Raw genomic sequence first — 26,107 nt, 5'->3', positions numbered from 1 at the left:
CGACCCACCGACTGAAAGGAGGTGTTATGGCCTACAAGGAGTATTACGACGTGCTGGGCGTGTCGCGCGGCGCGTCCGACGCGGATATCAAGAGTGCCTACCGCAAGCTGGCCAAGCAGTACCATCCCGACAAGAACGCCGGCGACGAGAAGGCCGCCGAACGCTTCAAGGAGATTGGCGAGGCGTACGCCGTGCTCTCCGACCCGGAAAAGCGCAAGGTGTACGACCAGTTTGGTCACACCGGGCAGGTGCCCCCCGGCTACGCGGGGCCCGGCGCGGGCGGATTTCAGGGCGGGGACTTCTCGGGATTTGATCCGGGGCAGTTCAGCGACTTTTTCCAGGGCCTGTTCGGCGGCGGTGGGCGGCGTGGGGGCGGCGCGGGCCCCGGCTTCCAGGGCGCCCAGGTCAACCTGGAGGACCTGCTGGGTGGCTTAGGCGGCGCCGGACAGGGCCGCCGCTTCGTGCAGAACGTGGAAGGCGAGCTGCAGGTGACGCTGGAAGAGGCCTTTCACGGCAGTGACGAGGTCATCAACGTGGACGGCAAACGCCTGTCGCTGCGCGTGCCCGCCGGCACCCGAGACGGCGCCCGGCTGCGGCTGGCGGGCCAGGGCCCCGGCGGCGGCGACGTGCTGCTGACCATCCGTGTGCTGGAAGACGCCCGTTTTGACCTGGACGGCGACCACCTGAGCACCAGCGTGGACGTGCCGGCCCCGGTGGCGGCCCTGGGCGGCGACGTGACGGTGCAGACGCTCTCCGGCAAGGGGAACCTGAGCGTGCCGCCGGGCAGCAGTGGCGGGCGCCGCATGCGGCTGCGTGGGCAGGGCTGGCCCCGCAAGGACGGCACGCGCGGCGACCTGTACGTGAAGCTGAACGTGACCGTGCCCGCGCAGCTGAGCGAGGAACAGAAAGAGCTGTACCGCCGGCTGCGCGATCTGGGCTAGGCAGGCGCCAGGGCCACGGCAGCGGGCCACCCCCCACAGACTCTCGGGGTGGCCCGCTGCCCTGTCGTCAGATGGTCGGCTGGCTGATGCCCTGCAGCGCCTGCTCGTCGGCGCCGCCGGAGGTCCGGGTGGCGAGGTCGCCCAGGCTCACGATGCCCACCACCTGGCTGTTCTCGGTGACGGGCAGGCGACGCACCTGGCGCTGGGCCATCTGGCGGGCCGCGTCCTGCACGTCGGTGCCGGCGTCCAGGGTGAACACGCTGCCGGTGGCGTAGTCGCTGGCCACGCTGCCCAGGTCGTGCCCGTAGGCCACGGCGCGCACCACGATGTCGCGGTCGGTGATGATGCCGCGCAGCGTCTCGCCGTCCATGATCAGCACGTTGCCAATGTCCTGCTCACGCATCAGGGTGGCGACTTCCTTCAGGGTGGCGCGGGGGTCGGTGGTGGTGAGGTCGCGGGTCATGATGTCTTTGAGGGTCGGCATACCCCGAAGGTAAAAGGCGCCCAGCAGAGCCGCATGGGAAAACGAAAAAGGCCAGCCGCAGAAACCCTACAGCCCGCCTTGAGGGAAAGGGCGCCTCTGGACAGCGAGCAGCCCATTCTCTTCTGGGGCCGCAAACGGAGCATCTCCCGGCTGCCTGCGGCTGTGCCAGTCACTCCTTTCACAACAGAGCCGCCCCGGGGTATCCCTGAGGCGGCCTCTGTGCCCAGACTGCTGCTCTTACTTCATCAGCCAGTCAAAGGCGGTCTTCATCAGGATGGTGCGGCTGTTGGGTGTCAGGCCCTCCAGCCCGAAGCCCATGGTCACGGTGCGGTACTTGCCCGCGTCGTTCGCCACGATGGCCCCGGCGTTCTCGCCCGCATTCTGGGCACTCACGCGCGGCTGGTTGCGGTTCTGGGCCTGGGTATTGCCGCCCAGAATCTGGTTCAGGATGCCGCCGATCAGGTTGGCCGCGATCTGCTCCACCAGTCCGCGTGGGTCCTGCACCTTCTGGGCGGCGCGGTTGCGGTTGGGGTCCACGCGGATGCTCTGGGCAGTGATGGTGCCCGCCGTGGCGTTGGCCGTGCCCCACGAAGCCACCACGCTGCTGCCGCCCTGGTCGGCAATTACATCGGGGTAGTACTGGTTGCCTGCGCTGCCCTGGGCGTTCAGGGTAAAGGCCGTGTTGCCAAAGGCCCCGCGGGTCACGAACTTGGCCTGCCCGCTGCTGTCGGCCACAAAGCGCGTCTTCAGCACGCTGGTGTAAAAGGCACTGGTGCCGATGTCATAGCCAATGTCCTGGCCAGTGATCAGCAGGTTGCCGCCGCCGTCCACATACTGGCGCAGCAGGTTCTGGTCAGCCGCCGTGATGGTGTTCTGATACTGCTCCCCCGTGGCCCACACCACGATGTCAGCGCGCCGCATCTCGCTCAGGGGCACGGCGCCCTGGCTCTGGGTGTTCCACACAAAGGCCCCGCCGCTCACCGCGTTCGCCTTGATGGCCTCACGCAGCGCGTTCGTGACGTCGGCGCCCTGGCCCATATCGTCATCGACCAGCAGCACGCGCGGTTTCTTGCCGCTGCTGGGCGGGGTGGGTGCCGGTGCAGGCGGCGTGGGCGCGGGGGCCGCGCCGGGGCGGTCCTTGATAAAGCAGCCCTTGCGCTGGCCCGGGGCAGGGTCGCGGCCCCATTCGGCCACGGTGCAGTTAAAGCCGTCGGTGCCAATCCCGGTCAGGTACTTGCCGGCCGTGCCGAAGGCGGCGTCCTTCTGGCCACTGAAGTCGCACTTGCTGCCCTCAATGGCGCACAGGGTGTAGCCGGCCGGGCCCGTGGGGGCCGCCGGCGGCGTGGGAGCAGGTGGCGTGGGCGCAGGAGGGGTCGGCGCCGGGGGCGTGGGGGCGGGTGGTGTGGGCGCAGGCGGGGTGGGCGCAGGAGCGGCGCCCCCCACGCCCAGCTTGCCCAGAGCGCCGGGCACACTGATCAGGCCGTAGCCCACGTTGTTGTTCTTGCTGCCCGCATTGCTGGCGCTGGTGTACAGGGCGTTCTTGATCGCGTCCACGCCCGCGCCGGGTTTGGCCGAGAGCATCAGCGCCACAGCGCCCGCCGCGATGGGGCTGGCCTGAGAGGACCCGCTCAGAGCGCCGTACTGCCCATTGGGAAAGGCGCTGGTGATTTCCACCCCGGGCGCGGCAATGTCGGGCTTCACGAACACGCCCTTGATCGTGCTGTTCCAGTTCACCGGGCCACGACTGCTGAAGGAGGCCACCTGCCCGTTGCGGTCCACAGCGCCCACGCCAATCACATCGGGAATGTTGCCGGGGCTGCCAGTGCTGGCCGGAGAGGGACCGAAGTTACCGATAGCGAAGACCGGCACCACGCCTGCCTGCAGCATGTTCTGCACGGGCACGATGAATTCATCAAAGGTCCCGGGAATACCCAGGCTCATGTTCACCACGTCGGCGCCGTCGTCGGTGGCCGCGTTGTTGTCGGGGTCCAGCACGTACTGCATACCGGCGATCACCTGGGCGAAGGTGCCCTCGTTGTTCGGCAGCACCAGCGCGCTGATAACTGTGGCGCTGGGGGCCACGCCGACGGTGTCGCCCACCAGCAGGCCCGCTGTGTGGGTGCCGTGGTTGGTGGTGTCGCGGGTGGCCGCGCCCTGCACCCGGTCACCGGCCGCGTTGAATTCAGCGAAGGCCCGCACCTTGCCGTTCAGCTGGGGGTGGCCCGCGTCAATCCCGCTGTCCAGGTGCCCAATTTTCACGTTCTGACCCTTGAAACCGGCGGCCCACGCCTGCGGGGCGCCGATCTTGGCCAGGTGCCACGCCTCGCCGGGGGCCGCCGCAGCGGCGCTCAGGGCCACAGCGCGCTGCGGCTTGGGAATCTGCACCTTGAAGTTCTCGAACACGTCCGAGACAAAGGGCAGCAGGGCCAGGGCGCGCGCCTGCACCGGCGTCAGGGGCAGGTAGATGCTCTGGTCCAGCCACAGTTCCGTGACCTTGCCGGAATTGATGGCCTGCTTCACGAAGCCCGCTGCCGGCCCCAGCTGGGCCAGGCGGCTGTTCAGCTGCCCGCGCAGGTTCTTGAACTGGGCCCGGCCCCGCTCGTCGTTGGCGAACTGAAAGCGCACAATCACGCCCACGGGCGTCTGGTCGCCCTGCTGCGCGCGCTGCAACAGGGTGGGCGACAGGCGCCCCGCGTGGGCCTGGGACAGCCCTCCCAGGGTCAGGGCCGCGCCCAGCATCAGCAGATTCCTCTTCATGTCGCCCAGGGTAGGCGCCGCGCCGTGACGTGCCCTGAAGAGAAGGTGAGGACACCTTGACCTGCGGTCAGGCGGGCATCAGGGCCAGCCCAGGGCCCGGGTGCCTCAGGGCCGGGTGTATTCGACGATCAGCTCGCCCACATTCAGCTTGTAGTCCAGCATGCTGTTACGCGTGTAGGCCAGCACAATTCGCCCGCTGTTCAGCTGCAGCAGGCTGAGGGTGCCGTTCACGGCGCGCCCCGCACTGCCGTTGCCGAAAATGCGCCACTGAAAGCCGGTGCGCACTTCCAGGCCCCGGCTGGGGTCGTCGTTGGGCGGCACGCTGACCGGCCGGGCACTGAAGCCTTCTGGCGAGCGCATCTCGCCGGTTTTCAGGTCAACACTCACGCCGCGCAGCACCCCATTCATGGAGGGACCGTCCCCAAACGTCACGCGGCCAGCGTCACGTGTGACCGACAGGCGGAAGGTCTTGCCCGTGGAGGCCAGCGTTTCCTGAAACACCACGTATTTCTTGAATTCCTCACGGGTGATATTCAGGCGCTCGTCGTACACCGGTGGCACGCCACGCGCGGCGCTCACGGCGATCTGGCGCAGGACTGCCGGGTCGCCGCCCACGCTGGCTACCCGCAGTTCCAGTTGCACTGTCGAGATGCTGGAGCGGCGCGTGAGCAGGGTCACCGGCTGCGCCGTCTGGGGCAGCAGGGCGCTCAACCTGGTCAGCAGTGAGGGGGCCAGCGGTGAGGGTACAGGGGCCGAGGACGCCCCGAAGCCGTATCCGGCCACCAGCAGGCCAGACACAAGAGCAGTTGCACAGAGGGGCCGGGCCAGCGTCATGCACTGGCGAGCATAGCCCTGGCGGGTGAGAATTCCCCGTTGCCGGGCGGCAGAATCATGAAGCGTCCATCAGGTGGGCGTCAGCTCGGCCTGGGGCCCGGCCGCACACAGCAACGCGCCGGCCCCCAGGATCAGGGACCGGCGCGCACAGGGGTTTGAAGGGCCTCACCCCTCCCCCAGTCCAACGTTTCAGACAAACCCGGAGAGCGGCTTTGCAGCGCGGGCATGAGCATCACGTCCCTCCGGGCGTGGCATCGGCACATTGGAACAGAGCCGATGTGTTGGCAGAACAGACGGCAGTCTGTATCAGAACCGCGCCGAACCGTTTCCATTTCCGGGGTGAGGCACGTTGTTCGTCACTCGCTCTGCGGCGCCGCTGTCCCAGCCCGCCCGGTCGGCCGGGGGATCAACAGCGAGGGAATAAACAGCTGCGGTTCAGGCCTTGCCCACGCTGCCCAGCACAGTCAGTTTGTGCTCCACGATCTGGCTCATCAGGTCGCGGGCGGGGCCAAAGATCTTGCGGGGGTCGAACTCTTTGGGGTTGGCGTTCAGGGCTTCGCGGATGGCCACGGTGCTGGCCAGACGCAGGTCGGTGTCCACGTTCACCTTGGCAATGCCGTGGCCGGTGGCGCGCTGCAGGTCCTCGTCGGCAATGCCGGCCGCGTCGCCAATCACGCCGCCGCCGGTGCGGAATCGCTCCACGATCTCGGCGGGCACGCCGCTGGAGCCGTGGGCCACCAGCGGAATGCTGGTGAGCTGCGCAATCTTCTCGATGCGCGCGTGGTCAATGAAGGGGCGGCCCTTGCCCTTGTATGCGCCGTGGCTGGTGCCAATGGCAATGGCCAGGTAGTCGGTGCCGGTCTGCTCGATAAACTGCACGGCTTCCTCGGGGTCGGTCAGGAAGGCGTCTTTCTCGTCCACCACGATGTGCTCTTCAATGCCGCCCAGGCGCCCCAGCTCGGATTCCACGCTGATGCCCATGGCGTGCGCAGCTTCCACCACGCGCCGGGTTTCCTTGACGTTCTCCTCGAACTGGTGGTGCGAGGCGTCAATCATGACGCTGGTAAAGCCCATCTTGATGGCCTTGAGGGCCGATTCGTAAGACGAGCCGTGATCCAGGTGCAGCGCCACCGGCACGGTCGCGCGCTGGGCAAGGTCAATGACGATGTTCGCCAGATCCTGCCCGCCGTACTTGATGGCGCCCTCGCTCATCTGCACCATCACGGGGCTGCGCAGCTTCTCGGCCGTGTGGATGATCGCCTGCGTGATCTCCATGTTGTTCGTGTTGAACGAGGCCACGCCGTACTTGCCAGCGCGGGCGGGAACCAGGATGTCGTTACCAGTGACGAGCATGGGAGTGCCTCCTTGGGGCGCGGTGGTCCGGCGGGTGCCAGGGGCGGCCGGAACCGGACTGGGCCAGAAACCATGTTCACGGGCCAGCGGGGGAGGGGCGGGCGCCTGATCCCCACGCGGGCCACTGTGAGCGCCCCCACTTTACTGGCTTGCGCGGCCCGGTGCCCCGGGGCGTCCACACGACCGGGCGGGGGGGCCAGCGCGCCGGGCGTAGCATGGACTCCATGAGCCGCCCCCCTGCCGCGTTTGACCCGGCCAGCGCCCTGTCGCGCCGGGCCCGCACCATGAATGCCAGCGCCATCCGCGAGATTCTGAAAATCACCCAGCGCCCGGACGTGATCTCGTTTGCCGGGGGCCTGCCAGCGCCGGAACTGTTTCCCATTGAGGAGGTTCGCGCGGCCACGAACGCGGTGCTGGACCGCGCGGGCGCGGCGGCGCTGCAGTATTCCACCACCGAGGGCCACCCGCCGCTGCGCGAGTGGATTGGCGCGCAGGCCGGCATTCCCGCCAGCAACGTGCAGATTGTGACCGGCAGCCAGCAGGGGCTGGACCTGCTGGGCAAGGTGCTGCTGGACGAGGGCGACACCGTGCTGGTGGAAGCCCCCACCTACCTGGGCGCGCTGCAGTCATTTCAGCCGTACCTGCCGCGCTACGTGCAGCTGCCCACCGATGACGGCGGCATAGACGTGGACGCCCTGGAAGAGGTGCTGAAGCGGGAACGGGCCAAGCTGCTGTACGCCGTTCCCAACTTCCAGAACCCCACCGGGCGCACCCTGAGTGCCGAGCGCCGGCAGCGTCTGGTCGAGCTGACGGCGCAGTACGGCGTGCTGGTCATTGAGGATGACCCCTACGGCCAGCTGCGCTTTTCGGGCGAGGCGGCCCCCAGCCTCTACGAACTGGGCCTGCAGCTGCACGGCGACCCGGACCGCAACCATGTGGTGTATTCCAGCTCGTTTTCCAAGACCCTGGCCCCGGGTCTGCGCGACGCCTGGGTGCAGGCCGCCGCGCCGATCATCGCCAAGCTCATTCAGGCCAAGCAGGGCTCGGACCTGCACACGCCCACCCTCAACCAGATGATCATGGCCGAACTGGTGCACGACGTGTTGCCCCGCCAGATTGAGCGGGTGCGCCGGGCGTACGGCGAGCGGGCACAGCACATGCTGCGGGCCATGCAGGCACACTTTCCGGCCGGGGTGGAGCACACCACGCCTCAGGGCGGCATGTTCCTGTGGCTCACGCTGCCGGGGGGCGTGAACACCGAGGCCCTGCTGCCCCGCGCTGTGGAGCGCCAGGTGGCCTACGTGCCCGGCCGCCCCTTCTACGCCCTGGGCGGCGGCGAGAACACCATGCGCCTGAGCTACTCCAACGCCACGCCGGCGCAGATCGACACCGGCATTCGCGCCCTGGGGGGGCTGCTGCAAGAGGCGCTGACCGCATGACCCGGGCCACACCCGGCGTGCTGGCCGAGGTCCAGCGTGAACGTCAGCGCCAGGAGGCCAGGTGGGGTGAGCAGAACCTGGACCCCGCCGTGTGGCTGATGGTGCTGGGTGAAGAGGTGGGCGAGGCGAACAACGCGGCGCTGGAGCACCTGTTCACCCAGTTCGACAAGCAGGCCGACCTCCGCGGGGCACGCAGCCTGGACGATTACCGCGCCGAATTGATTCAGGTGGCGGCAGTGGCGGTCTCGGCGGTGGAAAGCCTGGACCGCCAGCGGGCGCGGGCCGAACAGGCGCAGGGCCCGGCAGCGGCCCCCAGCCCGGGATAGGCCCGGTTCACCGCCGGCCTGTCCCCCGCCCCCGCACTTGGGCCAAGGCCCCCTCCCCTTCTACACTGGCAGCCATGAGCCCCACCGCGCCCCTGGGCGTCTTTGATTCCGGCGTGGGTGGCCTGAGCGTGCTGGCCGAACTGCGCCGCGCGCTGCCGGGCCAGGACCTGCTGTATCTGGCCGACACCGCCCACGTGCCCTACGGCGCCCGGTCCGACGAGGACATCCGCACCCTGACCGACCGCGCGGTCACGGCGCTCCATGGCCTGGGCGCCGGCGCGGTGGTGGTGGCGTGCAACACCGCCTCGGCCTTCAGCCTCGCGCACCTGCGCGCCCGCTTTGACATGCCCATCATTGGGCTGGTCCCGGCGGTGAAACCCGCCGTGCAGGCCACGCGCAGCGGTGTGGTGGGCGTGCTGGCCACCCCCGGCACCCTGCGCGGCACCCTGCTGGCCGACGTGGTGCGCGAATGGGCCGGGCCGGCGGGCGTGCGGGTGCTGAACGCGGTCAGCACCGAGCTGGTGCCCCTGGTGGAAGCGGGCAAGGCGGACCATGACCAGACCCGGGCCGTGCTGCGCGAGGTCCTGACCCCGCTGGTACAGGCGGGGGCCGACCAGCTGGTCCTGGGCTGCACGCACTACCCCTTTCTGGCGCCCAGCATCCGCGCCGAATTTGGCACCACCTTCGCCCTGCTGGACAGCGGCGCGGCGGTGGCGCGGCACACCCGGCGCGTGCTGGACGGCGCCGGGCTGCGCGCGCCGGACACGGCCTCAGGCAGAGTGCGCTACTTCGTAACCGGCGACCCGGCACGCTCGGCCCCCGTGTTCGCCGCACTGCTGGCAGCAAACATGCACAATGGAGCAGAACTCCACCGGGCCCCCGCGCCCAGAATCGAGCGCCTGCACCCATGACTGCCCCCCAATCCAGCAAGTTTCCCGCCCGCGAGGGCCGCGACCCCCTCACCCCCCGGCCCGTCACCGTCAAGCGCGGCGTGAATCCGCACGCCCCGGGCAGCGCCCACCTGATCATGGGCCGCACCGAGATCCTGGCTACCGTGACCCTGGAAGAAAAGCCTGCCCCCCACATGCGCGGCAAGAAAGAAGGCTGGCTGACAGCCGAGTACTCCATGCTGCCGCGCGCCACCACAGATAGGCAGGCGAGAGAGCGCAACCTGCAAAATGGGCGTCGCTACGAGATCCAGCGCCTGCTGGGCCGGGCGCTGCGCGCAGGGATGGACCTGCGCTTCTTTCGGAACCAGACCCTGTACGTGGACTGCGACGTGCTGGTGGCCGACGGCGGCACCCGCGTAGCCAGCATTCTGGCCGGGCACGCCGCCCTGCACGACTTCTGCGACCGACTGATTCAGAAGGGGCAGCTGACCGACTGGCCTATTGCCCGCAATGTGGGGGCCATCAGCGTGGGCCTGCTGGGCGACGAGGTGCGCGTGGACCTGGATTACCAGGAGGACAAGGCCGCCCGCGCCGACCTGAACGTGGTGGCCACCGACGCCGGCCTGATCGTGGAGGTGCAGGGCGGCGCCGAGGAAGGCGCCCTGACCCACGAGGAATATGTGCGCCTGCTGTCCACCGGCACCGCCGCCGTGCAGGACGTGATGCGCGAGATCACCCGGCAGCTGGCGGTGATTCAGGGGCTCTGAAGACGGCCCTGAGGCGCCCTGCGCTACACTCCGGGGCAGTTCAAAGGAGGGCACACGGCATGAGCGTGACGAGATTCATCGGGCGGGCGCTGCTCGCAAGCATCTTTATCAAAAGCGGCCTGGACCACCTGCAACACCCCGAACCCATCGTGCGCGCCGCGCGCGGCGCCGAGGTGCCCGAACCCGAACTGGCCGTCAAGGTCAACAGCGGCGTGATGGTCGGCGCCGGCGCCCTGCTGGCCCTGGGCGTGGCCCCACGCGTCAGCGCCACGGCCCTGGCCGCCAGCCTGATTCCCACCACTGTTATTGGCCACCCCTTCTGGGACAAGGAAGGCAAGGAGCGCGCGCAACAGCAGACCCAGTTCCTGAAAAATCTGGCGCTGCTGGGCGCGCTGCTGTACCTCACTGGGCGGGAGTAAGCGGGAGTAATACGGCTTCCGAAAAATTCCGTAACACATTATGGAATTTTTTCGACCAGAGGGCGCAGGAACAAATGCGGATTTCCGGGAATTGGGCTGGAACAGCGCCGAAGGCGGGGAACATCCCCCTTCTTCCCGGATGTTCCGGAAATGGACGGCAGTCCGTATAAGACGGACTCGGAGAGCGGCTTCGCAGCGCGAGCAGGAGCAACACGTCCCTCCGGGGATGGCGCCGGCACATTGGAACAGAGCGGATGTGTCGGCAGAACAGACGGCAGTCCGTATAAGCCGGGCCAGGAGCCGCCAAGAAGTCCAAGTCCAGGGGTCGAGACTGTCATGGTCCCGGCCCCTGCGGCGGTTTACAGCACGCGCAGGCGGTAGAAGATCCCCGCCAGGGTGCCGGCCAGGGCCACCGCCAGCGCCAGCACAATCCAGATGCCGTTGGGGTTCTCGGCGAAGGGAATGGGCACGTTCATGCCAAAAATGCTGGTGACCAGGGTAGGAATGGCCACCAGAATGGTCGTCACGGTCAGCACCTTGACCACCTGATTGACGTTGTTGGAAATGACGCTGGCAAAGGCGCCTGCCATGCTGGTCAGAATGTTACTGGCGATACTGGCCATTTCGATGGCCTGCAGGTTCTCGATGAGCACGTCGTCCAGCAGATCGCTGTCTTCCTCGTACATCTCGAAAATGCGGTCACGCTTGACCCGCTCCATCATGGCCTCGTTGGCTTTCAGGCCGGTCAGGAAGTACACAAGGCTCTTTTCCAGCTTCAGCAGGTTCAGCAGTTCGCGGTTCTGCTGGCTGTTCTCCAGCTTGTCCTCAATCGTGTCCACGCGCTTGTTGATCTGCCGCACGTCAATCAGAAAGCGCTGGGCGTTGCGCAGGAACAGCTGCAGCGTCAGGCGGTTTTTCTTGACGGTGCTCACCCGGCGCACCAGCCCGCTGAGCACGTCCTTGACCACCGGATTTTCCGGCAGCGCGCACACCGTTACCAGACAGTGGTCGGTGTGCAGAATCCCCAGCGGCACCGTGTCGTAGGGAATATCGCTGTCCTCGGCCAGTCGGTAGCTCGTCTGCATGATGATCAGCAGGTGCCCGTCCTCGCGCTCGAAGCGGGAGCGTTCATCCGGGTCCAGGGGATAACTCAGGTAATCCAGGTCCAGGCCGGTGTCCCGGCTGACCCGGGCCAGTTCTTCCGGGCTGGGATCGGCGGCGTTGATCCAGCAGCCGTCCACGTAATGGTCCAGCGTGGTGAGCTTTCCGCCGACGCTGCGGTAGTACGTCAGCATGCGGGCCTCCGGGCGGGCAGGACCAGGGGGCCCAGCTTTTCAGCAGGCCCTGGGGGGGTGGGGCACAGACCGGGCAGGTGGCCACCGCGCCAAGGAAAACTTTTCAGGGTGCAGCACAGCAGGGAACGGCGCATGACGCGACCTCCAGAAGCAGAAGAAAGACTCGCAGGGGTCGGGCCAAACTGGGCGGTTCGCCGTCCAGGGTAAAGGGTTCTGGGCTCACGTCATCACCTCCCCTGTGCGTCACAGGCACACGCGCGCCGGTTCGGGCGCAGCGCTGCCATGCTAGCCCCGCCGGGCGCGTGTCAGCAAGGGGCACGGCAACGGCCCTCCCCAGCGGGTGGGAAGGGCCGGCGCCAGCGCGCGCGTTACAGGCCGAAGTGAACGCGGTTTTTCACGATGAAGTCTTCCTCGCCGCCGGGCACGTCCTCCTCGGGGAAGATGGCGCTGACCGGGCAGGCAGGCACGCACGCACCGCAGTCAATGCACTCGTCGGGGTGAATGACAAACTGGTCTCCCCCGTCATAAATGCATTCCACCGGGCAGACCTCGGTGCAAGCCTGGTCCTTGACACCGATGCAGGGGCTAACGATCACGTGAGGCATGGGGGACAGTATGCACACGCTGCGGGGCCGCCGCAAGGGCGAAACCCCACAGGATGCCTGGACGTTTTTCACGTTCAGGCGCGCAAAACCGACCCCGCAGCTCAGGATTGGAACGCGGTTCAGGCTGGCAGGTTCAGGTGGCGCTCCACCAGTTCCAGGTCGCTGTCCTTGTCCACATCGGTGCCCACCGCCGCGTGCGGCGTGACCAGCGCGCGGGCCGTGACCCCCAGCAGCCCCGAGACCCGGGCTTCCAGCTGCGCCACACTCAGGCGCCCGGTAACCAGCCGCAGCAGAATGCCGGGCCCAATCAGGGCCGCCAGCCGCAGCGGGGCCTTGCGGGCAGCCAGCACCTCGCGCAGCCGGGGCAGAAACTGCCCGATCAGCGCCGGGTCCAGCAGGAACAGGTTGCCGCCCGTGAACACCCCGTCTTTCAGGCGGGCGTAGGTGCGTTTCACGCCGGGAAAGGCCGCCTCGCAGGCGTCGCGGCGCACCACGGGATACACCAGCGCGGCGTCTCCCGGGGCCGCGTGCAGCACGTCGCGCACCTGAGCGGCGGTGAGCAGCGGAATGTCGGCCGTGACCACCAGCACCCGTTCCCCGGGCCGCAGTCCAGCCGCCCGCAGCGCCTCCACCCCCGCGTCCAGGTTGCTCAGCAGGGTGCCGTGGTCGGTCACGCGCTCGTCAATCAGGGCGTCCAGGGCCGGGGTGGTGGGGCCCACGTAGGCCACCCGCGCCACCTCGCCGCTGTCCCGCAGGGCGCGCAGCACCCGCTCGGCCATGGTCACGCCAGCCACCGGAATCAGTGGTTTGACCTTCACGCCGTGCGCGGCGGCAAAGGGATCGCCGGGATCGCCGCCGCCCAGCACCACCGCGCTCCAGTGCGCTCCGTTCTGGCTGTTCATTGCGGCTCAGGGTAGCAGACCGGCCCCGGGGACCGCAGGCAGGTGCAGCTGCGCGGTAAACCCCTGCCCTGGAGCGCTGCGCAGGGTCAGGGTGCCGCCGTGCAGGCTTGCCACCTGCCGCGCCAGCGCCAGCCCCAGGCCGTGCCCGCCTGTGTCCCGGGTGCGGCTGGCGTCCGGGCGGTAAAAAGCTTCGCCCAGCCGCGCCAGGACGGCCGCGTCCACCCCCGGACCGTCGTCGCTGACGGTCACCACGGCGCCCTGCGGGGTCGCCTCTATCCCCACCGTTACCGCCGCGCCCGGCGCGTGGCGCACCGCATTGGTGGTGAGGTTCCAGATGGCCTGCCCCAGCAGCACCCGGTCCCCGGGCACCGTGACCGCCTGGGGGGCATGCAGGTCCACGTCGGCCAGGGGGTCCTGTTCGCGGGCGCGGTCCACAGCCTCGGCGGCCAGCTCCCGCAGCGGCACGGGCGCGCGCTGCACGGCGGCCGGGTCGCGGGCCAGCAGCAGCAGGTGGTTGGCCAGGGTGGACAGCCGCGTGATGTCGGTGCCGATTTCCTTGAGGTCGGCGCGGTAGCGCTGGGCGTCGCGGTCGCGGGCCAGCGTGCCCTCCACGCGGGCCGTCAGCGCGGCCAGCGGCGAGCGCAGGTCGTGGGCGGCGGCGCGAAGAAAGCCCTGCTCGCGGTCACGGGCCTCGGCCAGCCGGGCAAAGGCGCCCTGCAGGGTCAGAGCCAGCCGCGCCAGTTCGTCGCCCTCGCCGGCGCCGGGCAGGGGGCGGCGCAGATCACCGCCCGCGCCCACCGCGCGCGCCGCCGTTTCCAGGGCGCGCACCGGGCGCAGCAGCCGCCCGGCCACCAGCCAGCCCAGCAGCAGCGACAGGCCCAGGGCCAGCGGGAGCAGCAGGGTCAGCGCCCGGCCAAAGGCCCGCTGGGCTTCACTCAGGGCGCGGGTGTCCAGGGCAATCTGCAGCAGGGCGTTGCCGCGCAGGGGCCGCACCAGCAGCAGAGCCGCGCCGTCCGCGCCCCCGTGCAGGCCCGGGGCCAGGGTCAGGGCCACCCCTGGCGGAAAGGCGGTAGTGCCCACCGCGCGCAGCTCGCCGCCTTGCAGCGCCACCACCCGCAGGGCCAGCCCCTGCCCGTCCACCTCGCGGGCCACGCGCTCCAGGTCGGCCTGCGAGATCGTGGCCACTCCCAGCAGCGAGGACAGCAGCTCTTCTGGCCCGTCGCCGGGCCCGGTGCGCTGGGGGCGCAGCAGCCCTTCCACCCGGCCCTGCACAGCTTCCACGGCGCTGTTCAGGCGCTGCGCCTGGGCCTGACGCAGAAAGCCGTTCACCGCCACGTACAGGCCCCCCGCCACCAGGGCCACGGCCAGCCCGGTGGCCAGCGCCGCCCACAGGGCCAGCCGGGCACGCAGGGTCAGGCGGCCCGGCTTCAGGCGCATGGGCCCCTAACGCGCCACACGGTAGCCCCGCCCCCGCTCAGAGCTGATGGCGTCCGGTGAGAGCTTGCGCCGCACGTAGCGCACATAAACGTCCACAATCCGGGCCTCGCCCCCAAAGCTGGGGCCCCACACCCGGTCAATCAGGTCTTCACGGGAAAACCAGCGCTCCGGGGCCAGGGCCAGCGTTTCCAGCAGGGCGTATTCGCGCCCGGTGACGGCCACCTCCTGCCCGTCCCAGGCCACGGTGCGGGCCACCGTGTCCAGCAGGCCCCGCCCGGCGCCAAAGCCCACGCGCGGCGCGCCCTGCCCCCGCTCCCGGCGCGACAGGGCCCGCAGGGTGGCCAGCAACTCGGGCATGGCAAACGGCTTGACGAGGTAGGCGTCGCCGCCCAGGTCCAGGCCCTCCACCCGGTCGGTCAGTTCGCCGCGCGCGGTCAGAAACAGAATGGCCGAGTCCACGCCCGTATCGCGCAGTTCGCGCGCCACCGCAAAGCCGTCCATGCCGGGCAGCATCACGTCCAGCACCACCAGCGGAAAGTCACCCAGCGCGGCCTGTTCCAGGCCCCCGGGGCCCGTCTGCGCCCAGGTGACGTCGTATCCGGCCTCGCGCAGCGCGCTGGCGGTGGGCTGCGCGATGCGGGCGTCGTCCTCCACCAGCAGCAGTCTCATGGCAGGCAGTGTAGAGCCGCCGGGTTAAACCAGCGCAAAAAAGCCCCCGCCAACCGGCAGGGGCCTGGGAACAGCCTTGTCTTAGAACAGGCTGCTGATACTGAGGCTGGCGGCGCCGGCGTTGAGGTAGATCCACTGCGCGCCTGCGGGCACGCCGCTGCGCAGGGTGGCGGTGGCCGGGGTGCTGGCGGTGGCGGGCGTGCCGCTGTAGTTGACCCAGTTCCAGCCCTTGACCAGTCGCACGTCCACGTCGTAGACGGAGGTCACCTTGCCTGCGGGGTCTTTACACTCGACCCTGCCCTTCCAGGTGAAGTTGCGGTCGGCGTAGCTCAGGCTGCCCGCGCTCATGGTCTTGCCAGTGACCGACATCAGGGCCACGGGGCCGTCCTTGGTGGCATCCACCGTGAACTGGCCGTCGCCAATCTGGGCTTCCTTGTCGCTGATCACCGTGGTGTCGGTGCAGCCCGCCGTAGTGTTGGCGCTGTATTTCGTCAGGCTCGTGGGCACCGGCAGGCTGGTCAGGGCAAAGCCGCCCTGGGCCGACAGCGCCGTCTCGGTCAGGGCCTTGGGGCTGCCGCTCACGAAGGTGCTCAGGACGATCTTGCCGGCGCCGCCCGTCCAGGCGGTGGTGGGCAGGGTGTAGTTGCCAGTGGCATCTGCGGTGACCTTGCTCTCCACCACGGTGCCGCTCACACCCGTTTCAGGCTTGGGCGTGTTGAAGAAGTTGCACGAGGCCAGGGCCAGAGGCGCCAGAACCAGCAGGGACAGAGGCTTTTTCATCAACTCGAAAGCTTAGTTTAATGACCTGGCGTTGGCTGCCCGCCTCCGCTTGACTGAAGGATACCGGCGTGCTAAGTAGCTCGCTGTTGATCTTTAGATCAACCGAGCGGAGCGAGTATCGAAAAAAGTACGTTGCACCGGGAGTGGAGACTTTGCGGTGCTCTCCTGCAAAGTCGTAACGTGAGGTGCAACGTACTTACCTGATCGCCTGCCACAGGGCCCAGCCCAGCAGGCCCACCAGGGCCAGGGTGCCCAGCGCCACCCCCGGAATCAGCCAGGGCAGGCGCCGCTGCAGGGCCAGGCTGCGGCCCTGCGCCGCCTGGTAAACCGGTGCGGGCAGGGTGCGCGCCGCCAGCGCCAGCAGTCCCGGCACCACCAGCGCGTCATCCGCCACCCCCAGCAGCGGGGTCAGGTCGGGCAGCAGGTCCAGGGGCAGCAGGGCGTAGGCCAGCGCCGCCAGCGCCAGCAGCCGGGCGCCCACCGGGGTCTGACGGTCCCCCAGGGCAAACAGCAGGGCCAGGGCGTCACGCCACACGGCACGAATCCGGGTGATCACGCCTCCTCATACGCGCCCCGGGGCGCCGCCGTTCCCAGCCCGGGGCGGCCGTGGTATGCTGGACGGGTCCGCTGCGCCGCCCCCTCAGGGCAGCCAGCGCCGGAGGTCAGCGCAGACTGGCTCGCACCCCGCGAGCCCACGTGTACCGCGAGGACACGTTCACAGACACGGGAACCCGCACGCAATTCACGCTCTTTCTGCCGCGCCCTGCGCGCAGAACGCCGCGTTTGCCTGCTCGCCCCGTGCCCTGGTGCCTGACCGCCCCGGACACGGGTGGCGTTCCCGTTTTCATGGCGCCCCCCGCTGTGGTACACTCCGCTCTTGGTGACCCGCCAGGAATGCGTGGGGGCAACGACAACGCCACAGCCGCCCGACAAGCAGCGTCTTCGGGCGCGCGGCAGGAGGAACAAAGATGTTTGCAATCATTCAGACGGGCGGGAAGCAGTACCGCGTGCAGGAAGGCGACGTGATCCGCGTCGAGAGCCTGAAGGGCGAGGCCGGCGACAAGCTGGACCTGACCCCCCTCTTCGTGGGCGGCGAGCAGGTCACCTTCGGGGACGCGGCCGGCAAGTTCACGGTCAGCGCCGAAGTGGTGGAGCACGGCCGTGGCGCCAAGATCTACGTGCGCAAGTACAAGAGCGGCATTCAGTACCGCCGCCGCACGGGCCACCGTCAGGACTACACCGCCATCAAGATTCTGGGCATCAAAGGCTGAGGTGAACTGAAATGGCACACAAGAAAGGCGTAGGCTCGTCCAAGAACGGCCGTGACAGCAATCCCAAGTATCTGGGCGTGAAGAAGTTCGGCGGCGAGCAGGTGCTGGCCGGCAACATCCTCGTGCGTCAGCGCGGCACCAAGTTCAAGGCCGGCCCCAACGTGGGCATGGGCCGTGACCACACCCTGTTCGCCCTGGAAAGCGGCAAGGTCGTGTTCACCAACCGTGGCGCCAAGGGCCGCTTCATCTCTGTTGAAGTGCCTGTCGCAACCGCTGCTGACTGAGCGCCCCCAGCATCTGGGCCGGTGACCCCCGTGGTCGCCGGCTCTTTTGCTGGCCCGGGCGCGGTACAACAAGGGGCATGTCCAGCTGCCTCCTGAGCATGGCCCTGCTGCTGGGCACCGGGGCCGTCCTCGCCGCGTCCCCCGTCCCCGCCCCTGACGCGGCCCGGCGTGAGGCGCTGGAGGTCGGCGCCCGAAACACCCTGCGCCGCTGCGTGATTGCCCTCACCCAGCAGCAAGTGGACTCGCCGTCCAGCCAGCTGCCCGCCGTCTGGGCGGGTCAGTCCTGCGCCCAGGCCATGCCAGCGCTGGCCCATTGGCCTGCCGCCCGGGCCAGCGTCATCCGCCTGCGCCCGGCCACCAGGGAGGGGTTTGAACTTACCCTCACCTCAGCGGCAGGAACGCTGTACCGCTGGCCGCCGTCCCCGACGCTGTTGCCCCCACCGCCACGCACAGGGTCGCCGCTGCTGGCTGGCGTTCTGTGGGTGACGGGGCTGGTCACCTTTGCAGCCGCGCTGGGTCTTCTGGCAGCGGCGCCAGGTTCCCGCGTTCTGGCAGCCCTGGGGTTGGTCCTGGGAGGCCTGAACGCCCTGTCGTGGCGTACCCTTGACCTGGGCCCGCTGGAACTGGCCGGCGCTGTGGTCGCCGTGAGCCTGGCGGGTGGGCTGGTGCTGGGGGTGTTGGGGACGCTGCCCCGGACAGCGCTGCGCGCAGGCCAGGAAGCGTGGTGGGTGTCGCTGGGCAGCAGCCTGTTCTGGGCGACGCTGCTGGCTCCCCTACTGGCCATGCTGGTGCTGACGGCTGGAGACGCCCTGTGGGCCGCCCCAGGCTGGACCCTGGGCGCCGCCGCGCTGACCGTACTGGGCCTCAGTCTTGCGGCGCGGCGCTGGGCTGCCCGCCGGGGCGCCGGGACACTTCCCTGATAGACTGACAGGCGTTGCGGCCTGACCGCCGCGGCCCGCGTGGGAACAGCAGCGGCCGCCCGGTCAGGCCGCGTTCGCGTTGCCGGCGGGTGCCAGGCGCGCGTAAAGGAGTTATTGTGGCGTTCCGTGATGTTCTGAAAATTGAGGTGGCCGCTGGCAACGGTGGGGACGGCAGCATGTCCTTTCACCGCGCCAAGTTTATGGAAAAGGGCGGCCCGGACGGCGGGCACGGGGGCCGGGGCGGCAGCGTGATCCTGCGCGCCATTGAGGGCGTGGAAAGCCTGGAGCGGCTGGTGGGCAAGCGCAAGTTCAAGGCCCCCAACGGCGCCTACGGCGAGGGCCGCCTGCGCCAGGGATCCGACGGCGAAGACATCTACATTGACGTGCCGGTGGGCACCACCGCCTTCGACGAGGACTCGGGCCGCGTGATCGCCGACCTCGTGCGGGTGGGCGAGGAAAAGGTGATTGCGCGCGGCGGCTCTGGCGGGCGCGGCAACAGCACCTTTGCCAGCAGCACCCGGCAGGCCCCCCGCTTTGCCGAACTGGGCACGCCCGGCCAGAAGCGCCGCGTGCGCCTGGAACTGCGCCTGATTGCCGATGTGGGGCTGGTGGGCTACCCCAACGCGGGCAAGAGCAGTCTGCTAGCAGCCCTCTCGCGGGCAAATCCGGCGATTGCCGATTACCCGTTTACCACCCTCTCCCCCATTCTGGGCGTGGTGGACCGTCTGGACGGCCACGGCCAGCCGCTGGACGAGCGCTTCACCCTGGCCGACATCCCCGGCATTATCGAGGGCGCCAGCGAGGGCAAGGGCCTGGGCCTGGAGTTCCTGCGGCACATCAGCCGCACGCGGGTACTGGTATACGTGCTGGACGTGACCCGCGACCCGGTGGGCGAACTGCGCCAGCTGCAGGCCGAGTTGCAGGCCTATGACCCCACCCTGCTGGAGCAGGTGGCCCTGGTGGCCCTGAACAAGGTGGAGCTGACCGACGAGGACCTCGCCGCCATGGTAGAGGACGAACTGGCCCAGTTTGGCCTGCCGGTGATCCGGGTGAGCGCCAAGGCAGGCCATGGTCTGCCCGAACTGCGCGAGGCCCTGTTTCAGATGCTGCCTGACCGCGAGCTGTGGGCCCAGAGCCACGCGCTGGACATTGAACTGGACACGGTGGCCGAGGAGCCGCTGCGCGTGGTCTTCCGCGAGGACCCCCCGGCGCGCGGCGTGGGCATTGTCAGCACCGGCCAGCCCGAACGCGTCTGGGAGATTCACGGCGGCAGCTTCGAGGCGCGGATCGTGCGGTTCTCGCGGTACATGGACGAGGCGTCTGAGTATCTGGGTGGGGTGTTCAAACGCCAGGGCCTGTACAACGCCCTGAAACGTGCCGGGGCCCGCGAGGGCGATACGGTGGAAATCGGCACCTTCCGCTTCGAATACTTTGACGACGAGGAAGGGCGGCAGGGGTAAACCCTGCGGAGAGAAAAAGACAGAGGCCACGTGGCCTCTGTCTTTTTGGTTGACCCGTTTACTGCTCGAAGTCACGGGTGAAGTTTTCCTGCTTGATATACACGAAGCGGGGGGTAAGGGGCGGCAGCTTGGAAATTTGCCGGAAGTTCTCCTCGAACCTCCATTGACGCAGGGGAGGGTTATAGGTGGGCTGTCCGACACGGAAGGAGCCGAAAGCGTGCAGCGGTCTGTCCAAGCTGACCAGCGACCCACGGTAGTTGTAAGGCTGAATACCATTGGGGTGACCATTGTTCGCCCCCCACTCCTCGTGGAAACGCATCATGTTGTGAACCCCACCACTCTGAAGATCCGAGGCAAGATCATTAAAGATTTGCCGCTCGGCCACCGTCGTCGCGGTCCCTGCCAGGATAGCGGCGTTGATCGTGGTGTCATCGGCCAGTCGTGCCATCAAATCGAGTCCTGACTTGTCATCACCGGCAAATGTCTCTTCCGTCGCCGCATTCACTGCTGTGGAGACACCCGCAGGACGATCCGTAGCGGTAGGAAATCGGGCATTCATGTCCACATCACGATATAGGCAGTAGGTTTCACCCAGATAGGTCCACTTGGCATGGTAGAGCGTTCTTCCTGGGGCTCCAGCCGCCATAGAAGCATTAGCCGCCGAGGGAGCACGCGAGGTCGTGCAGGGGTTGGGTTTGATCGGACTCGCCTCATCACGCTGCCACCCCGCGCTCGTCTTCCAATAGGCGTTTTTACTGATATAGGTCGTCCGGCCTGCCGCAGCTTCTGTGCCGGGCATGAAGCGGCCAGGGATCGCCTGCATCCACCGTTCAGAGAGCACGTTGAAGCTGTCGGCCAGAATGGCGGTGGGAACCCAGTCCACGCTGTTGGCCTGCGCGCTGTTGAAGTTTCCCATGACATATATGGCTTGATCCGTGACGAAGGTAACCCCTCTGGGCTTATTTCCCGACGAAGCGCGAATATTGGCACCGTTTCGTAGACGCACACCGTAATTATTGGCCACAGGTTGATTGGCCTGGGCAATGGCACCATTGCTTCCGTTCGTCAGAGGCACACTGAGAAGGCTGGTCGCCACGCTGCTTCCCGCAACACCACGATCATCGAAGGTCATGTAGATCACCAAACCGCCCTCAGTGCTGTTCTGCAAGCCCCCAGAAATCCCCAGGATTGAGGTGTTGCTGGGTGACTCGATACAATTCATCAGGCGCTGGACATCGATCTCCAGTAGCGTTTTTGTGGCTCGGGTCGGCGCATTGCCCAGCGACGGGTCTTCCCAGTACCGGGCTTCACGGGTGTCCCGAAAGGTCTGGGTATAGCTCACGGCGCTGCCTGACGAAAAGTTGGCGGGAAGAGTGATAGCCCCCAGTTGAACACATCCCACTGGATTGAGCTTTTGCCCCGTGCTGCTGACAAACTGAGGCTCCCAGAGTGTGCCATTCATCGTGTTTACAGTATCTAGGCGCTTCAGGACAATCCGAACATCTGCCTTCTGCCAATACTCAGCAGATGGTGTGGGTTGCAATTCAGAAATCGATGGAACATCCAATACTCCAATATTTGGTTCTACCGTTCCGCCGTAACGATTCCTATAGTAGGCTCTGTCATACGGGGTATCCACATTGGTGTTGCAAGGTAGGTCCACCAGACTGGTGTTCTGTGCAGCAATGCGAACTGTGCCCTGACAAACATTATCCCGCTTTTGACGACGATAGATCTCGAAGGCTGCAGTGATCTGACCACGCAAAGTCAACGAGGTATCCGAGCCTGTTCCCGAATCCAGGAAGATATTGCCGTTGGAGTGAATGGGGCCCGTGAATTCCAGCTTCGCGGTGTTGTCGAACTCCATGTCCTTGTCGAAGAACACCGCGAACTGAAACAGTGGCACCACGCGGCTGCGGAAGGTCATGTTGGCGATGGCTTCGGGGTTACCTGCAGCGTTCAGGGCCTGACTGCGAACAGTAAAGGGCGTCTCCTCACCCACCAGTCCGGCAAAGCGCTCACCCGCAGGAACCGTGATGGTGTACGGGTCTTCGCTGCGCCAGACATAGCTGACCACCTTGCGCCCGGCGATGGTGGTTTCCTCGCAACGCAGGTCGTCGCTGCCCATGTTGCTGGGCGTGCAGGGCGTAGTACTTGGATCTGGAGAGGTGCCCTGTGGGGTGCGGAAGCTCTTGAAGAGGGTGCGGACCCGGTCGGCGCGGGCATTAAGCGCGGCTTCGGCGGCGTAAAACCCAGCGCTGCCCTTGGAGGTGGCGCTGGAGGTCCGCGCATTGTTCACGGTCAGCAGTGAGTAGGTGATAAGCATGACGCTCAGCAGGGCCACCAGACTCAGGGCCAGCACCAGGGAAAACCCCTGCTGTCCCTGCGTGCGCGGCAGGTGAGGCGGGTGGGCAGGCATCACAGATGGACTCTCCTTTGCAAGGCGCAAGCTCATCAGCGCGCCTCGCTGGCAACATTGCGGGGGAAGACTGTGGCCTGAAAGTTGCGCGTCGTGTTGCGCCCCTGACCACTGCGGGCCCGAAGGGTGGCGACGACCGACTGCACGCGGTTCCAGGGACCATCTATGGCAAGGGTGTTCACTGTGGCGGTGGGGTTGACGAGCGTGGCACCCAGCGCCAAGCTGTCCACGTCGAAGGCCACGGTCTGACCCTGGGCGTCCGTCTGACCGGCCACCGCCAGCTTCAGCTCATTGTTCTGCACCCAGTACCGGCGCTGGTCAATCAGGATGATCTGACTGCCGTTGGTGCTGGAGAAACCTGCCGGCACGTTGTCCGCCAAATCAAGCTGAACTTCTCGTTTGGTTAGGTCGGCCTGGTTGGAAACCGGTCCAATAGTGGTGACCACCACCGGTGCAAACGCCGCTGCAATGCCGTTACCCGCCGGCCGGTACAGCAGCGCAGCCTGGGGTGCGTTGCTCTGCGAACCGAAAAAGATCCGCCAGGTGCGTACGCGCGTGTCATCTCCACTGGTCCCAGAGTTGGAAATGCCGTTGTAAAGACACTGGGACGGCGTATTACCGGCTGGCGTCGGTCCAATGACCTGCACACGGTTCCCCGTCACCTTGCAGACACTCAGAATCTCTGGGCGGCGACTGATCATGTCGGTGGCAGTCCCCACCTGTGCAGCGGTCATCGGCGGGATGCCACGGCGCACAATCAGGCGCTGATTGGTGCTGCTGAATTCCACACCAGACAGTGGAATCCGCAGGCTGGTCAGGTTTTCCCCTGCCTGACGTAGATCGTTGCTTATGATGTCCAGCGCCGATTGGGTGTTCTGGGCCGCCATGATGCGGCCAGTGTCAGACTCGACCAGATCGTTGCTGCTGTCAAACAGCGAAAAGGCCACCATCATGACCACTGCCAGCAGACTCATGCTCACCAGCAGTTCGGTCAGGGTGAATCCAGCCTGGGCAGGCTCAGGATTCATTGCCGAACTGGGTAAAGTACGTTTCGGCACGGTGCAGCACAGTGTTGCCATGTTTCACCTCCACACGGATATAGACGGACGTGCTGCTGCACGGCATGCTGTTTTTGGTGGCTTGCGGCAGATCGTTGGGACAGAAGTCCGTGTTGGCGGTGTAAGTCTGACCGTTCATGACGACTGTCTGCGACAGATCATTAAATTGCAGCGCTGCGTAGTCCGTGCGTTGCCGGTAGCTTTCCATGACCTGCTCGCTGACCCGCACAGCGTTGGCTTGGCGCTCCACGCGGGTGTTCAGACTGGTGTTGGCCAGCATGGCGCTAATCACAGTGGACATGGCCACGCCCAGGATTGCCAGCGCAATGAGTAGTTCCACCACTGTGAACCCGGCCTGCACCTGCGCTTCACTGCGCACTGGACTTCACCCCTCCGCTGAGCGCCACCTGCACGGCGTATCGTGAGCGCGTATCATCGATGTTCAGCTGACCACCTATGACAGCCAGCCCCCGGGCGCTGTAGCAGACAATGACGTTGGGATCGACAGAACCACCCTGGCGCGTCAGCGTAACTGGCCGTCTGGCCATGCGTTCGGGGAGTTCCACCAGACCCTGGACAGTCCACGTTCCCTGATTGGGTCCTGCACAACGCAGCGCACTCTGAATCTGCAGACCCCCGTTGCTCAGCAGTACCAGCCGCCGCGCCTGGGTATTGGCCGCCGCATCAGCGCGCATCTGGAAGAGAGCGGAGTGAACAGCCCGCGCGGTGTCCCGCGCCGGATTGCGCAGGTTCTGGAAACTCACCATGCCAATGCCGAACAGAATGCCTAGAATCGCCATCACCATAAGGAGTTCAAGGAGCGTGAAGCCCTGCCGATGGTTCTGGGGAGAAAAGTGGGGTGTCCTCATAGGTGACCTCGCTGTCACTCAAGGTGCCACCCGGCCTCTGACAATCGCCGCACAAATTTCCACACAGCACGGCCTTTTCTGCCCATTCGGGGGCCCCCAAATGGGTGGCCTTCCCCCATTCAGGGAGGGCCCGGGCGGGCCCCATGCCGGCAACAGGCAACGCTTCCTCAAGGCCCGGCGCTGGCCCCGGCAGTAGGCTGGGCAGCATGCTGGTGTCCGGTTCTGTGCAGACCCTGCTGGCGCGCGAACGGCAGCTGCTGGGTGACCTTCAGGCGTTCGTGGAAAGCCAGGGCGCCCCCGAGGATGTGGTGGCGCACGCCCGACAGGCCCTGCGGGCCCTGGACGAGACTTTCCTGCTGGTGGTGGTGGGCGAATTCAACGCGGGCAAGAGTTCTTTTGTGAACGCCCTGCTGGGCGCGGCGGTGCTGCCCGAGGGCGTGACGCCCACCACCGACCGCATTTACGTGCTGGTGCACGGCGACACCCCTGGGGAGGTGGAACCCACCGCCGACCCCTTCGTGAGCCGCCTGACGCACCCGCTGCCCAGCCTGGAGGGGGTGGCGCTGGTGGATACACCGGGCACCAACGCGATCATCCGCCAGCACCAGACGCTGACCGAGGGCTTCTTGCCCCGCGCCGATCTGCTGCTGTTTCTCACGAGTGCCGACCGGCCCTTTACCGAATCCGAGCGGCAGTTCCTGAGCCTCGCCGCCCGCTGGGGCCGGCAGGTGATCATGGTGGTGAACAAGGCCGACCTGCTGGAAACCCCCGAGCAAAAAGCGCAGGTGCGTGAATTCGTGGAAACCGGCGCGCGCGGGGTGCTGGGTCTGACCCCACCCGTGCTGCTGGTAAGCGCGCGTGCAGAGCAGCGCGGCGGTGACGTGGGCTTTCACGCCCTGCGCGAGGTGCTGCGCGCCCGCCTGTCCGACACCGAGCGCACCCGCCTGAAGCTGCAAAGTCCCCTGGGCACCGCCGCCGCGCTGCTGTCTGGCGAGGAAGCCCGCGCCGACGCCGCCCGGCGCACCCTGAGCGAGGATCTGGCGGTGCTGCGTGACCTCGAAACCCAGCAGGTCACCCACCGTGAGGGCATGCTGGGCGAGCTGGACGGGCAGCTCAACCGCGTCTCGCGCCTGCTCAGCGAATTCGAGGTGCGGGCCGACCGCTTCATTGATGAGCGCCTGCGCTTTTCCAATCTGCGCGGGCTGCTGAACAGCCGCGAACTGGAAGAGGACTTCCGGCGCGAGGCGGTGGCCGAGCTGCCCGAGGCCATTGACCGGCAGTTTGGCACCATGATTGACCGCTTCGTGGAGGCGAATCTGCACTTCTGGGAGGACGTGCAGGCCTTCTTAATCCGCCGCCAGCCCAGCGCCGAGGTGGCCCGCACCCGCTTTTCCTACGACCGGGGCGCGCTGCTGGAGGGCATTGCCGGCAGCGCGCGCGACCACCTGGAAACCACCACCGAGCAGCAGCTGGCCCGCGAACTGTCGCGCGACGCCGAGGACGCCATGAAGGGCGTGATTGGCGGCCTGGCCGGCGGCGTGGGCATTGGCGCGGGGGTGGGCGCGCTGATCGGCGCCACCGCCCTGGACTTCACGGGCGGCATTCTGGCGGGCCTGACCCTGGGCAGCCTGGGCCTGTTCGTGCTGCCCAACAAGCGCCTGCAGGCGCACCGGCAGCTGCGCGCCCGGGTGGCCGAACTGCGCGAGGCCCTGGAGCGCATTGTGCGGCGGGAATACGAGCGCGAGCAGGAGCGGGCCGATACCCGACTGCGCGACGCGGTCAGTCCCTACACCCGCTTTACTGCCCAGGAGCAGACGCGGCTGCAGGCGGCCCAGACCCGCTCAGCCGAACTGCGGGCCGAGCTGGAGACGCTGCAAACCGAGGTTAAGGCCCTGGGCTAAGCCCGGCACCAGAAGCCCAGACCGTTG

At 67.3% G+C, this 26,107-nt stretch carries 26 protein-coding genes; 11 read left to right on the top strand and 15 right to left on the bottom strand.

Annotated elements, in window-relative coordinates:
• The first annotated feature begins 26 nt into the window (after positions 1–26).
• Entirely contained in the window at positions 27–941 is a 915-nt protein-coding gene (locus C8263_RS11275; RefSeq protein WP_107138222.1) for a DnaJ C-terminal domain-containing protein, read from the top strand.
• Between the two features lie 67 nt (positions 942–1,008).
• On the opposite strand, the gene C8263_RS11270 is transcribed toward C8263_RS11275, so the two are convergent.
• The 4 genes from C8263_RS11270 to fba form a co-directional block, all read right to left on the bottom strand.
• Entirely contained in the window at positions 1,009–1,425 is a 417-nt protein-coding gene (locus C8263_RS11270) for a CBS domain-containing protein (RefSeq protein ID WP_107138221.1), read from the bottom strand.
• A 237-nt stretch (positions 1,426–1,662) separates the two neighbouring features.
• Positions 1,663–4,182 (bottom strand): S8 family peptidase, encoded by a 2,520-nt coding sequence (locus tag C8263_RS11265; protein WP_107138220.1) that lies wholly within the window; start codon positions 4,180–4,182, stop codon positions 1,663–1,665.
• Positions 4,183–4,287: 105 nt separating this feature from the next.
• Entirely contained in the window at positions 4,288–5,016 is a 729-nt protein-coding gene (locus tag C8263_RS11260; protein ID WP_146160661.1) for a hypothetical protein, read from the bottom strand.
• 435 nt (positions 5,017–5,451) lie between these two features.
• Positions 5,452–6,369 (bottom strand): class II fructose-1,6-bisphosphate aldolase, encoded by a 918-nt coding sequence (gene fba, locus C8263_RS11255; RefSeq protein ID WP_107138218.1) that lies wholly within the window; start codon positions 6,367–6,369, stop codon positions 5,452–5,454.
• A gap of 224 nt (positions 6,370–6,593) precedes the next feature.
• On the opposite strand from fba, the gene C8263_RS11250 reads away from it, so the two are divergent.
• The 5 genes from C8263_RS11250 (at position 6,594) to C8263_RS11230 (ending at position 10,210) form a co-directional block, all read left to right on the top strand.
• On the top strand, positions 6,594–7,808 hold the full coding sequence (locus C8263_RS11250; protein ID WP_233218777.1) for an aminotransferase-like domain-containing protein: 1,215 nt from the start codon (positions 6,594–6,596) through the stop codon (positions 7,806–7,808).
• Entirely contained in the window at positions 7,805–8,134 is a 330-nt protein-coding gene (locus C8263_RS11245) for a nucleoside triphosphate pyrophosphohydrolase family protein (protein WP_107138217.1), read from the top strand. The genes C8263_RS11250 and C8263_RS11245 overlap by 4 nt, the downstream gene beginning before the upstream one ends.
• A 74-nt stretch (positions 8,135–8,208) precedes the next feature.
• Positions 8,209–9,045, top strand: coding sequence for a glutamate racemase (gene murI / locus C8263_RS11240; RefSeq protein ID WP_107138216.1), 837 nt, complete (start codon positions 8,209–8,211; stop codon positions 9,043–9,045).
• A complete protein-coding gene (gene rph, locus C8263_RS11235; protein WP_107138215.1) occupies positions 9,042–9,791 on the top strand; it encodes a ribonuclease PH in 750 nt (249 codons plus the stop codon). The genes murI and rph overlap by 4 nt, the downstream gene beginning before the upstream one ends.
• Positions 9,792–9,850: 59 nt before the next feature.
• Positions 9,851–10,210, top strand: coding sequence for a DoxX family protein (locus C8263_RS11230; RefSeq protein ID WP_107138214.1), 360 nt, complete (start codon positions 9,851–9,853; stop codon positions 10,208–10,210).
• Positions 10,211–10,569: 359 nt separating this feature from the next.
• On the opposite strand, the gene C8263_RS11225 is transcribed toward C8263_RS11230, so the two are convergent.
• The 7 genes from C8263_RS11225 to C8263_RS11195 form a co-directional block, all read right to left on the bottom strand.
• Positions 10,570–11,505 carry a magnesium transporter CorA family protein gene (locus C8263_RS11225; protein ID WP_107138213.1) on the bottom strand — a complete coding sequence of 312 codons (936 nt, stop codon included), beginning with the start codon at positions 11,503–11,505 and terminating at the stop codon, positions 10,570–10,572.
• Between the two features lie 368 nt (positions 11,506–11,873).
• Positions 11,874–12,110, bottom strand: a complete 237-nt coding sequence (locus C8263_RS11220; RefSeq protein WP_107138212.1) for a ferredoxin — start codon at positions 12,108–12,110, stop codon at positions 11,874–11,876.
• Between the two features lie 119 nt (positions 12,111–12,229).
• Positions 12,230–13,012 (bottom strand): nucleotidyltransferase family protein, encoded by a 783-nt coding sequence (locus C8263_RS11215; protein ID WP_107138211.1) that lies wholly within the window; start codon positions 13,010–13,012, stop codon positions 12,230–12,232.
• 6 nt (positions 13,013–13,018) lie between these two features.
• A complete protein-coding gene (locus C8263_RS11210; protein WP_107138210.1) occupies positions 13,019–14,449 on the bottom strand; it encodes a sensor histidine kinase in 1,431 nt (476 codons plus the stop codon).
• A 6-nt stretch (positions 14,450–14,455) separates the two neighbouring features.
• Positions 14,456–15,118, bottom strand: a complete 663-nt coding sequence (locus C8263_RS11205) for a response regulator transcription factor (RefSeq protein WP_107138209.1) — start codon at positions 15,116–15,118, stop codon at positions 14,456–14,458.
• A gap of 81 nt (positions 15,119–15,199) precedes the next feature.
• Entirely contained in the window at positions 15,200–15,898 is a 699-nt protein-coding gene (locus C8263_RS11200) for a hypothetical protein (protein WP_107138208.1), read from the bottom strand.
• A 196-nt stretch (positions 15,899–16,094) separates the two neighbouring features.
• Complete coding sequence (locus C8263_RS11195; protein ID WP_107138207.1) at positions 16,095–16,454, bottom strand: DUF1232 domain-containing protein; 360 nt, start codon at positions 16,452–16,454, stop codon at positions 16,095–16,097.
• A 412-nt stretch (positions 16,455–16,866) separates the two neighbouring features.
• Between C8263_RS11195 and rplU the strand changes: the two genes are divergently transcribed.
• The 4 genes from rplU (at position 16,867) to obgE (ending at position 19,833) form a co-directional block, all read left to right on the top strand.
• Positions 16,867–17,169, top strand: a complete 303-nt coding sequence (gene rplU, locus C8263_RS11190) for a 50S ribosomal protein L21 (protein WP_107138206.1) — start codon at positions 16,867–16,869, stop codon at positions 17,167–17,169.
• A gap of 11 nt (positions 17,170–17,180) precedes the next feature.
• Entirely contained in the window at positions 17,181–17,453 is a 273-nt protein-coding gene (rpmA, locus tag C8263_RS11185) for a 50S ribosomal protein L27 (RefSeq protein WP_107138205.1), read from the top strand.
• 77 nt (positions 17,454–17,530) lie between these two features.
• Positions 17,531–18,373, top strand: a complete 843-nt coding sequence (locus C8263_RS11180; RefSeq protein ID WP_146160660.1) for a hypothetical protein — start codon at positions 17,531–17,533, stop codon at positions 18,371–18,373.
• Between the two features lie 116 nt (positions 18,374–18,489).
• Positions 18,490–19,833: a GTPase ObgE gene (obgE, locus tag C8263_RS11175; protein ID WP_107138203.1), complete on the top strand. Its 1,344-nt coding sequence runs from the start codon at positions 18,490–18,492 to the stop codon at positions 19,831–19,833.
• Positions 19,834–19,891: 58 nt separating this feature from the next.
• Here the strand turns inward: obgE and C8263_RS18930 are convergent, their stop codons facing one another.
• From C8263_RS18930 to C8263_RS11155, 4 genes are read right to left on the bottom strand one after another with little or no spacing between them, the layout of a single operon-like run.
• Positions 19,892–22,288 carry a hypothetical protein gene (locus C8263_RS18930; protein ID WP_146160659.1) on the bottom strand — a complete coding sequence of 799 codons (2,397 nt, stop codon included), beginning with the start codon at positions 22,286–22,288 and terminating at the stop codon, positions 19,892–19,894.
• Positions 22,288–23,280, bottom strand: coding sequence for a PulJ/GspJ family protein (locus tag C8263_RS11165; protein WP_158263788.1), 993 nt, complete (start codon positions 23,278–23,280; stop codon positions 22,288–22,290). The genes C8263_RS18930 and C8263_RS11165 overlap by 1 nt, the downstream gene beginning before the upstream one ends.
• Positions 23,270–23,689, bottom strand: coding sequence for a type II secretion system protein (locus tag C8263_RS11160; protein WP_107138312.1), 420 nt, complete (start codon positions 23,687–23,689; stop codon positions 23,270–23,272). The genes C8263_RS11165 and C8263_RS11160 overlap by 11 nt, the downstream gene beginning before the upstream one ends.
• Positions 23,679–24,179: a type II secretion system protein gene (locus tag C8263_RS11155; protein ID WP_107138200.1), complete on the bottom strand. Its 501-nt coding sequence runs from the start codon at positions 24,177–24,179 to the stop codon at positions 23,679–23,681. The genes C8263_RS11160 and C8263_RS11155 overlap by 11 nt, the downstream gene beginning before the upstream one ends.
• 206 nt (positions 24,180–24,385) lie before the next feature.
• Between C8263_RS11155 and C8263_RS11150 the strand changes: the two genes are divergently transcribed.
• Positions 24,386–26,080, top strand: coding sequence for a dynamin family protein (locus tag C8263_RS11150; protein WP_107138199.1), 1,695 nt, complete (start codon positions 24,386–24,388; stop codon positions 26,078–26,080).
• The last annotated feature ends 27 nt before the right edge of the window (positions 26,081–26,107 follow it).

Source organism: Deinococcus arcticus (assembly GCF_003028415.1).
GTDB lineage: Bacteria > Deinococcota > Deinococci > Deinococcales > Deinococcaceae > Deinococcus > Deinococcus arcticus.
This window is presented reverse-complemented; position numbering and strand designations above follow the sequence as displayed.

Excerpts from the sequence above, each read along its gene's own strand:
- rpmA (WP_107138205.1), top strand. The coding sequence starts at position 17,181 with ATGGCACACAAGAAAGGCGTAGGCTCGTCCAAGAACGGCCGTGACAGC.
- C8263_RS11230 (WP_107138214.1), top strand. The coding sequence starts at position 9,851 with ATGAGCGTGACGAGATTCATCGGGCGGGCGCTGCTCGCAAGCATCTTT.
- C8263_RS11215 (WP_107138211.1), bottom strand. The coding sequence starts at position 13,012 with ATGAACAGCCAGAACGGAGCGCACTGGAGCGCGGTGGTGCTGGGCGGC.
- rplU (WP_107138206.1), top strand. The coding sequence starts at position 16,867 with ATGTTTGCAATCATTCAGACGGGCGGGAAGCAGTACCGCGTGCAGGAA.
- C8263_RS18930 (WP_146160659.1), bottom strand. The coding sequence starts at position 22,288 with ATGAGCTTGCGCCTTGCAAAGGAGAGTCCATCTGTGATGCCTGCCCAC.
- C8263_RS11180 (WP_146160660.1), top strand. The coding sequence starts at position 17,531 with ATGTCCAGCTGCCTCCTGAGCATGGCCCTGCTGCTGGGCACCGGGGCC.
- rph (WP_107138215.1), top strand. The coding sequence starts at position 9,042 with ATGACTGCCCCCCAATCCAGCAAGTTTCCCGCCCGCGAGGGCCGCGAC.
- C8263_RS11150 (WP_107138199.1), top strand. The coding sequence starts at position 24,386 with ATGCTGGTGTCCGGTTCTGTGCAGACCCTGCTGGCGCGCGAACGGCAG.
- C8263_RS11210 (WP_107138210.1), bottom strand. The coding sequence starts at position 14,449 with ATGCGCCTGAAGCCGGGCCGCCTGACCCTGCGTGCCCGGCTGGCCCTG.
- murI (WP_107138216.1), top strand. The coding sequence starts at position 8,209 with ATGAGCCCCACCGCGCCCCTGGGCGTCTTTGATTCCGGCGTGGGTGGC.
- C8263_RS11155 (WP_107138200.1), bottom strand. The coding sequence starts at position 24,179 with ATGAGGACACCCCACTTTTCTCCCCAGAACCATCGGCAGGGCTTCACG.
- fba (WP_107138218.1), bottom strand. The coding sequence starts at position 6,369 with ATGCTCGTCACTGGTAACGACATCCTGGTTCCCGCCCGCGCTGGCAAG.
- C8263_RS11270 (WP_107138221.1), bottom strand. The coding sequence starts at position 1,425 with ATGCCGACCCTCAAAGACATCATGACCCGCGACCTCACCACCACCGAC.
- C8263_RS11165 (WP_158263788.1), bottom strand. The coding sequence starts at position 23,280 with ATGAATCCTGAGCCTGCCCAGGCTGGATTCACCCTGACCGAACTGCTG.
- C8263_RS11245 (WP_107138217.1), top strand. The coding sequence starts at position 7,805 with ATGACCCGGGCCACACCCGGCGTGCTGGCCGAGGTCCAGCGTGAACGT.
- C8263_RS11250 (WP_233218777.1), top strand. The coding sequence starts at position 6,594 with ATGAGCCGCCCCCCTGCCGCGTTTGACCCGGCCAGCGCCCTGTCGCGC.
- C8263_RS11225 (WP_107138213.1), bottom strand. The coding sequence starts at position 11,505 with ATGCTGACGTACTACCGCAGCGTCGGCGGAAAGCTCACCACGCTGGAC.
- C8263_RS11220 (WP_107138212.1), bottom strand. The coding sequence starts at position 12,110 with ATGCCTCACGTGATCGTTAGCCCCTGCATCGGTGTCAAGGACCAGGCT.
- C8263_RS11200 (WP_107138208.1), bottom strand. The coding sequence starts at position 15,898 with ATGAAAAAGCCTCTGTCCCTGCTGGTTCTGGCGCCTCTGGCCCTGGCC.
- C8263_RS11275 (WP_107138222.1), top strand. The coding sequence starts at position 27 with ATGGCCTACAAGGAGTATTACGACGTGCTGGGCGTGTCGCGCGGCGCG.
- C8263_RS11260 (WP_146160661.1), bottom strand. The coding sequence starts at position 5,016 with ATGACGCTGGCCCGGCCCCTCTGTGCAACTGCTCTTGTGTCTGGCCTG.
- C8263_RS11265 (WP_107138220.1), bottom strand. The coding sequence starts at position 4,182 with ATGAAGAGGAATCTGCTGATGCTGGGCGCGGCCCTGACCCTGGGAGGG.
- C8263_RS11205 (WP_107138209.1), bottom strand. The coding sequence starts at position 15,118 with ATGAGACTGCTGCTGGTGGAGGACGACGCCCGCATCGCGCAGCCCACC.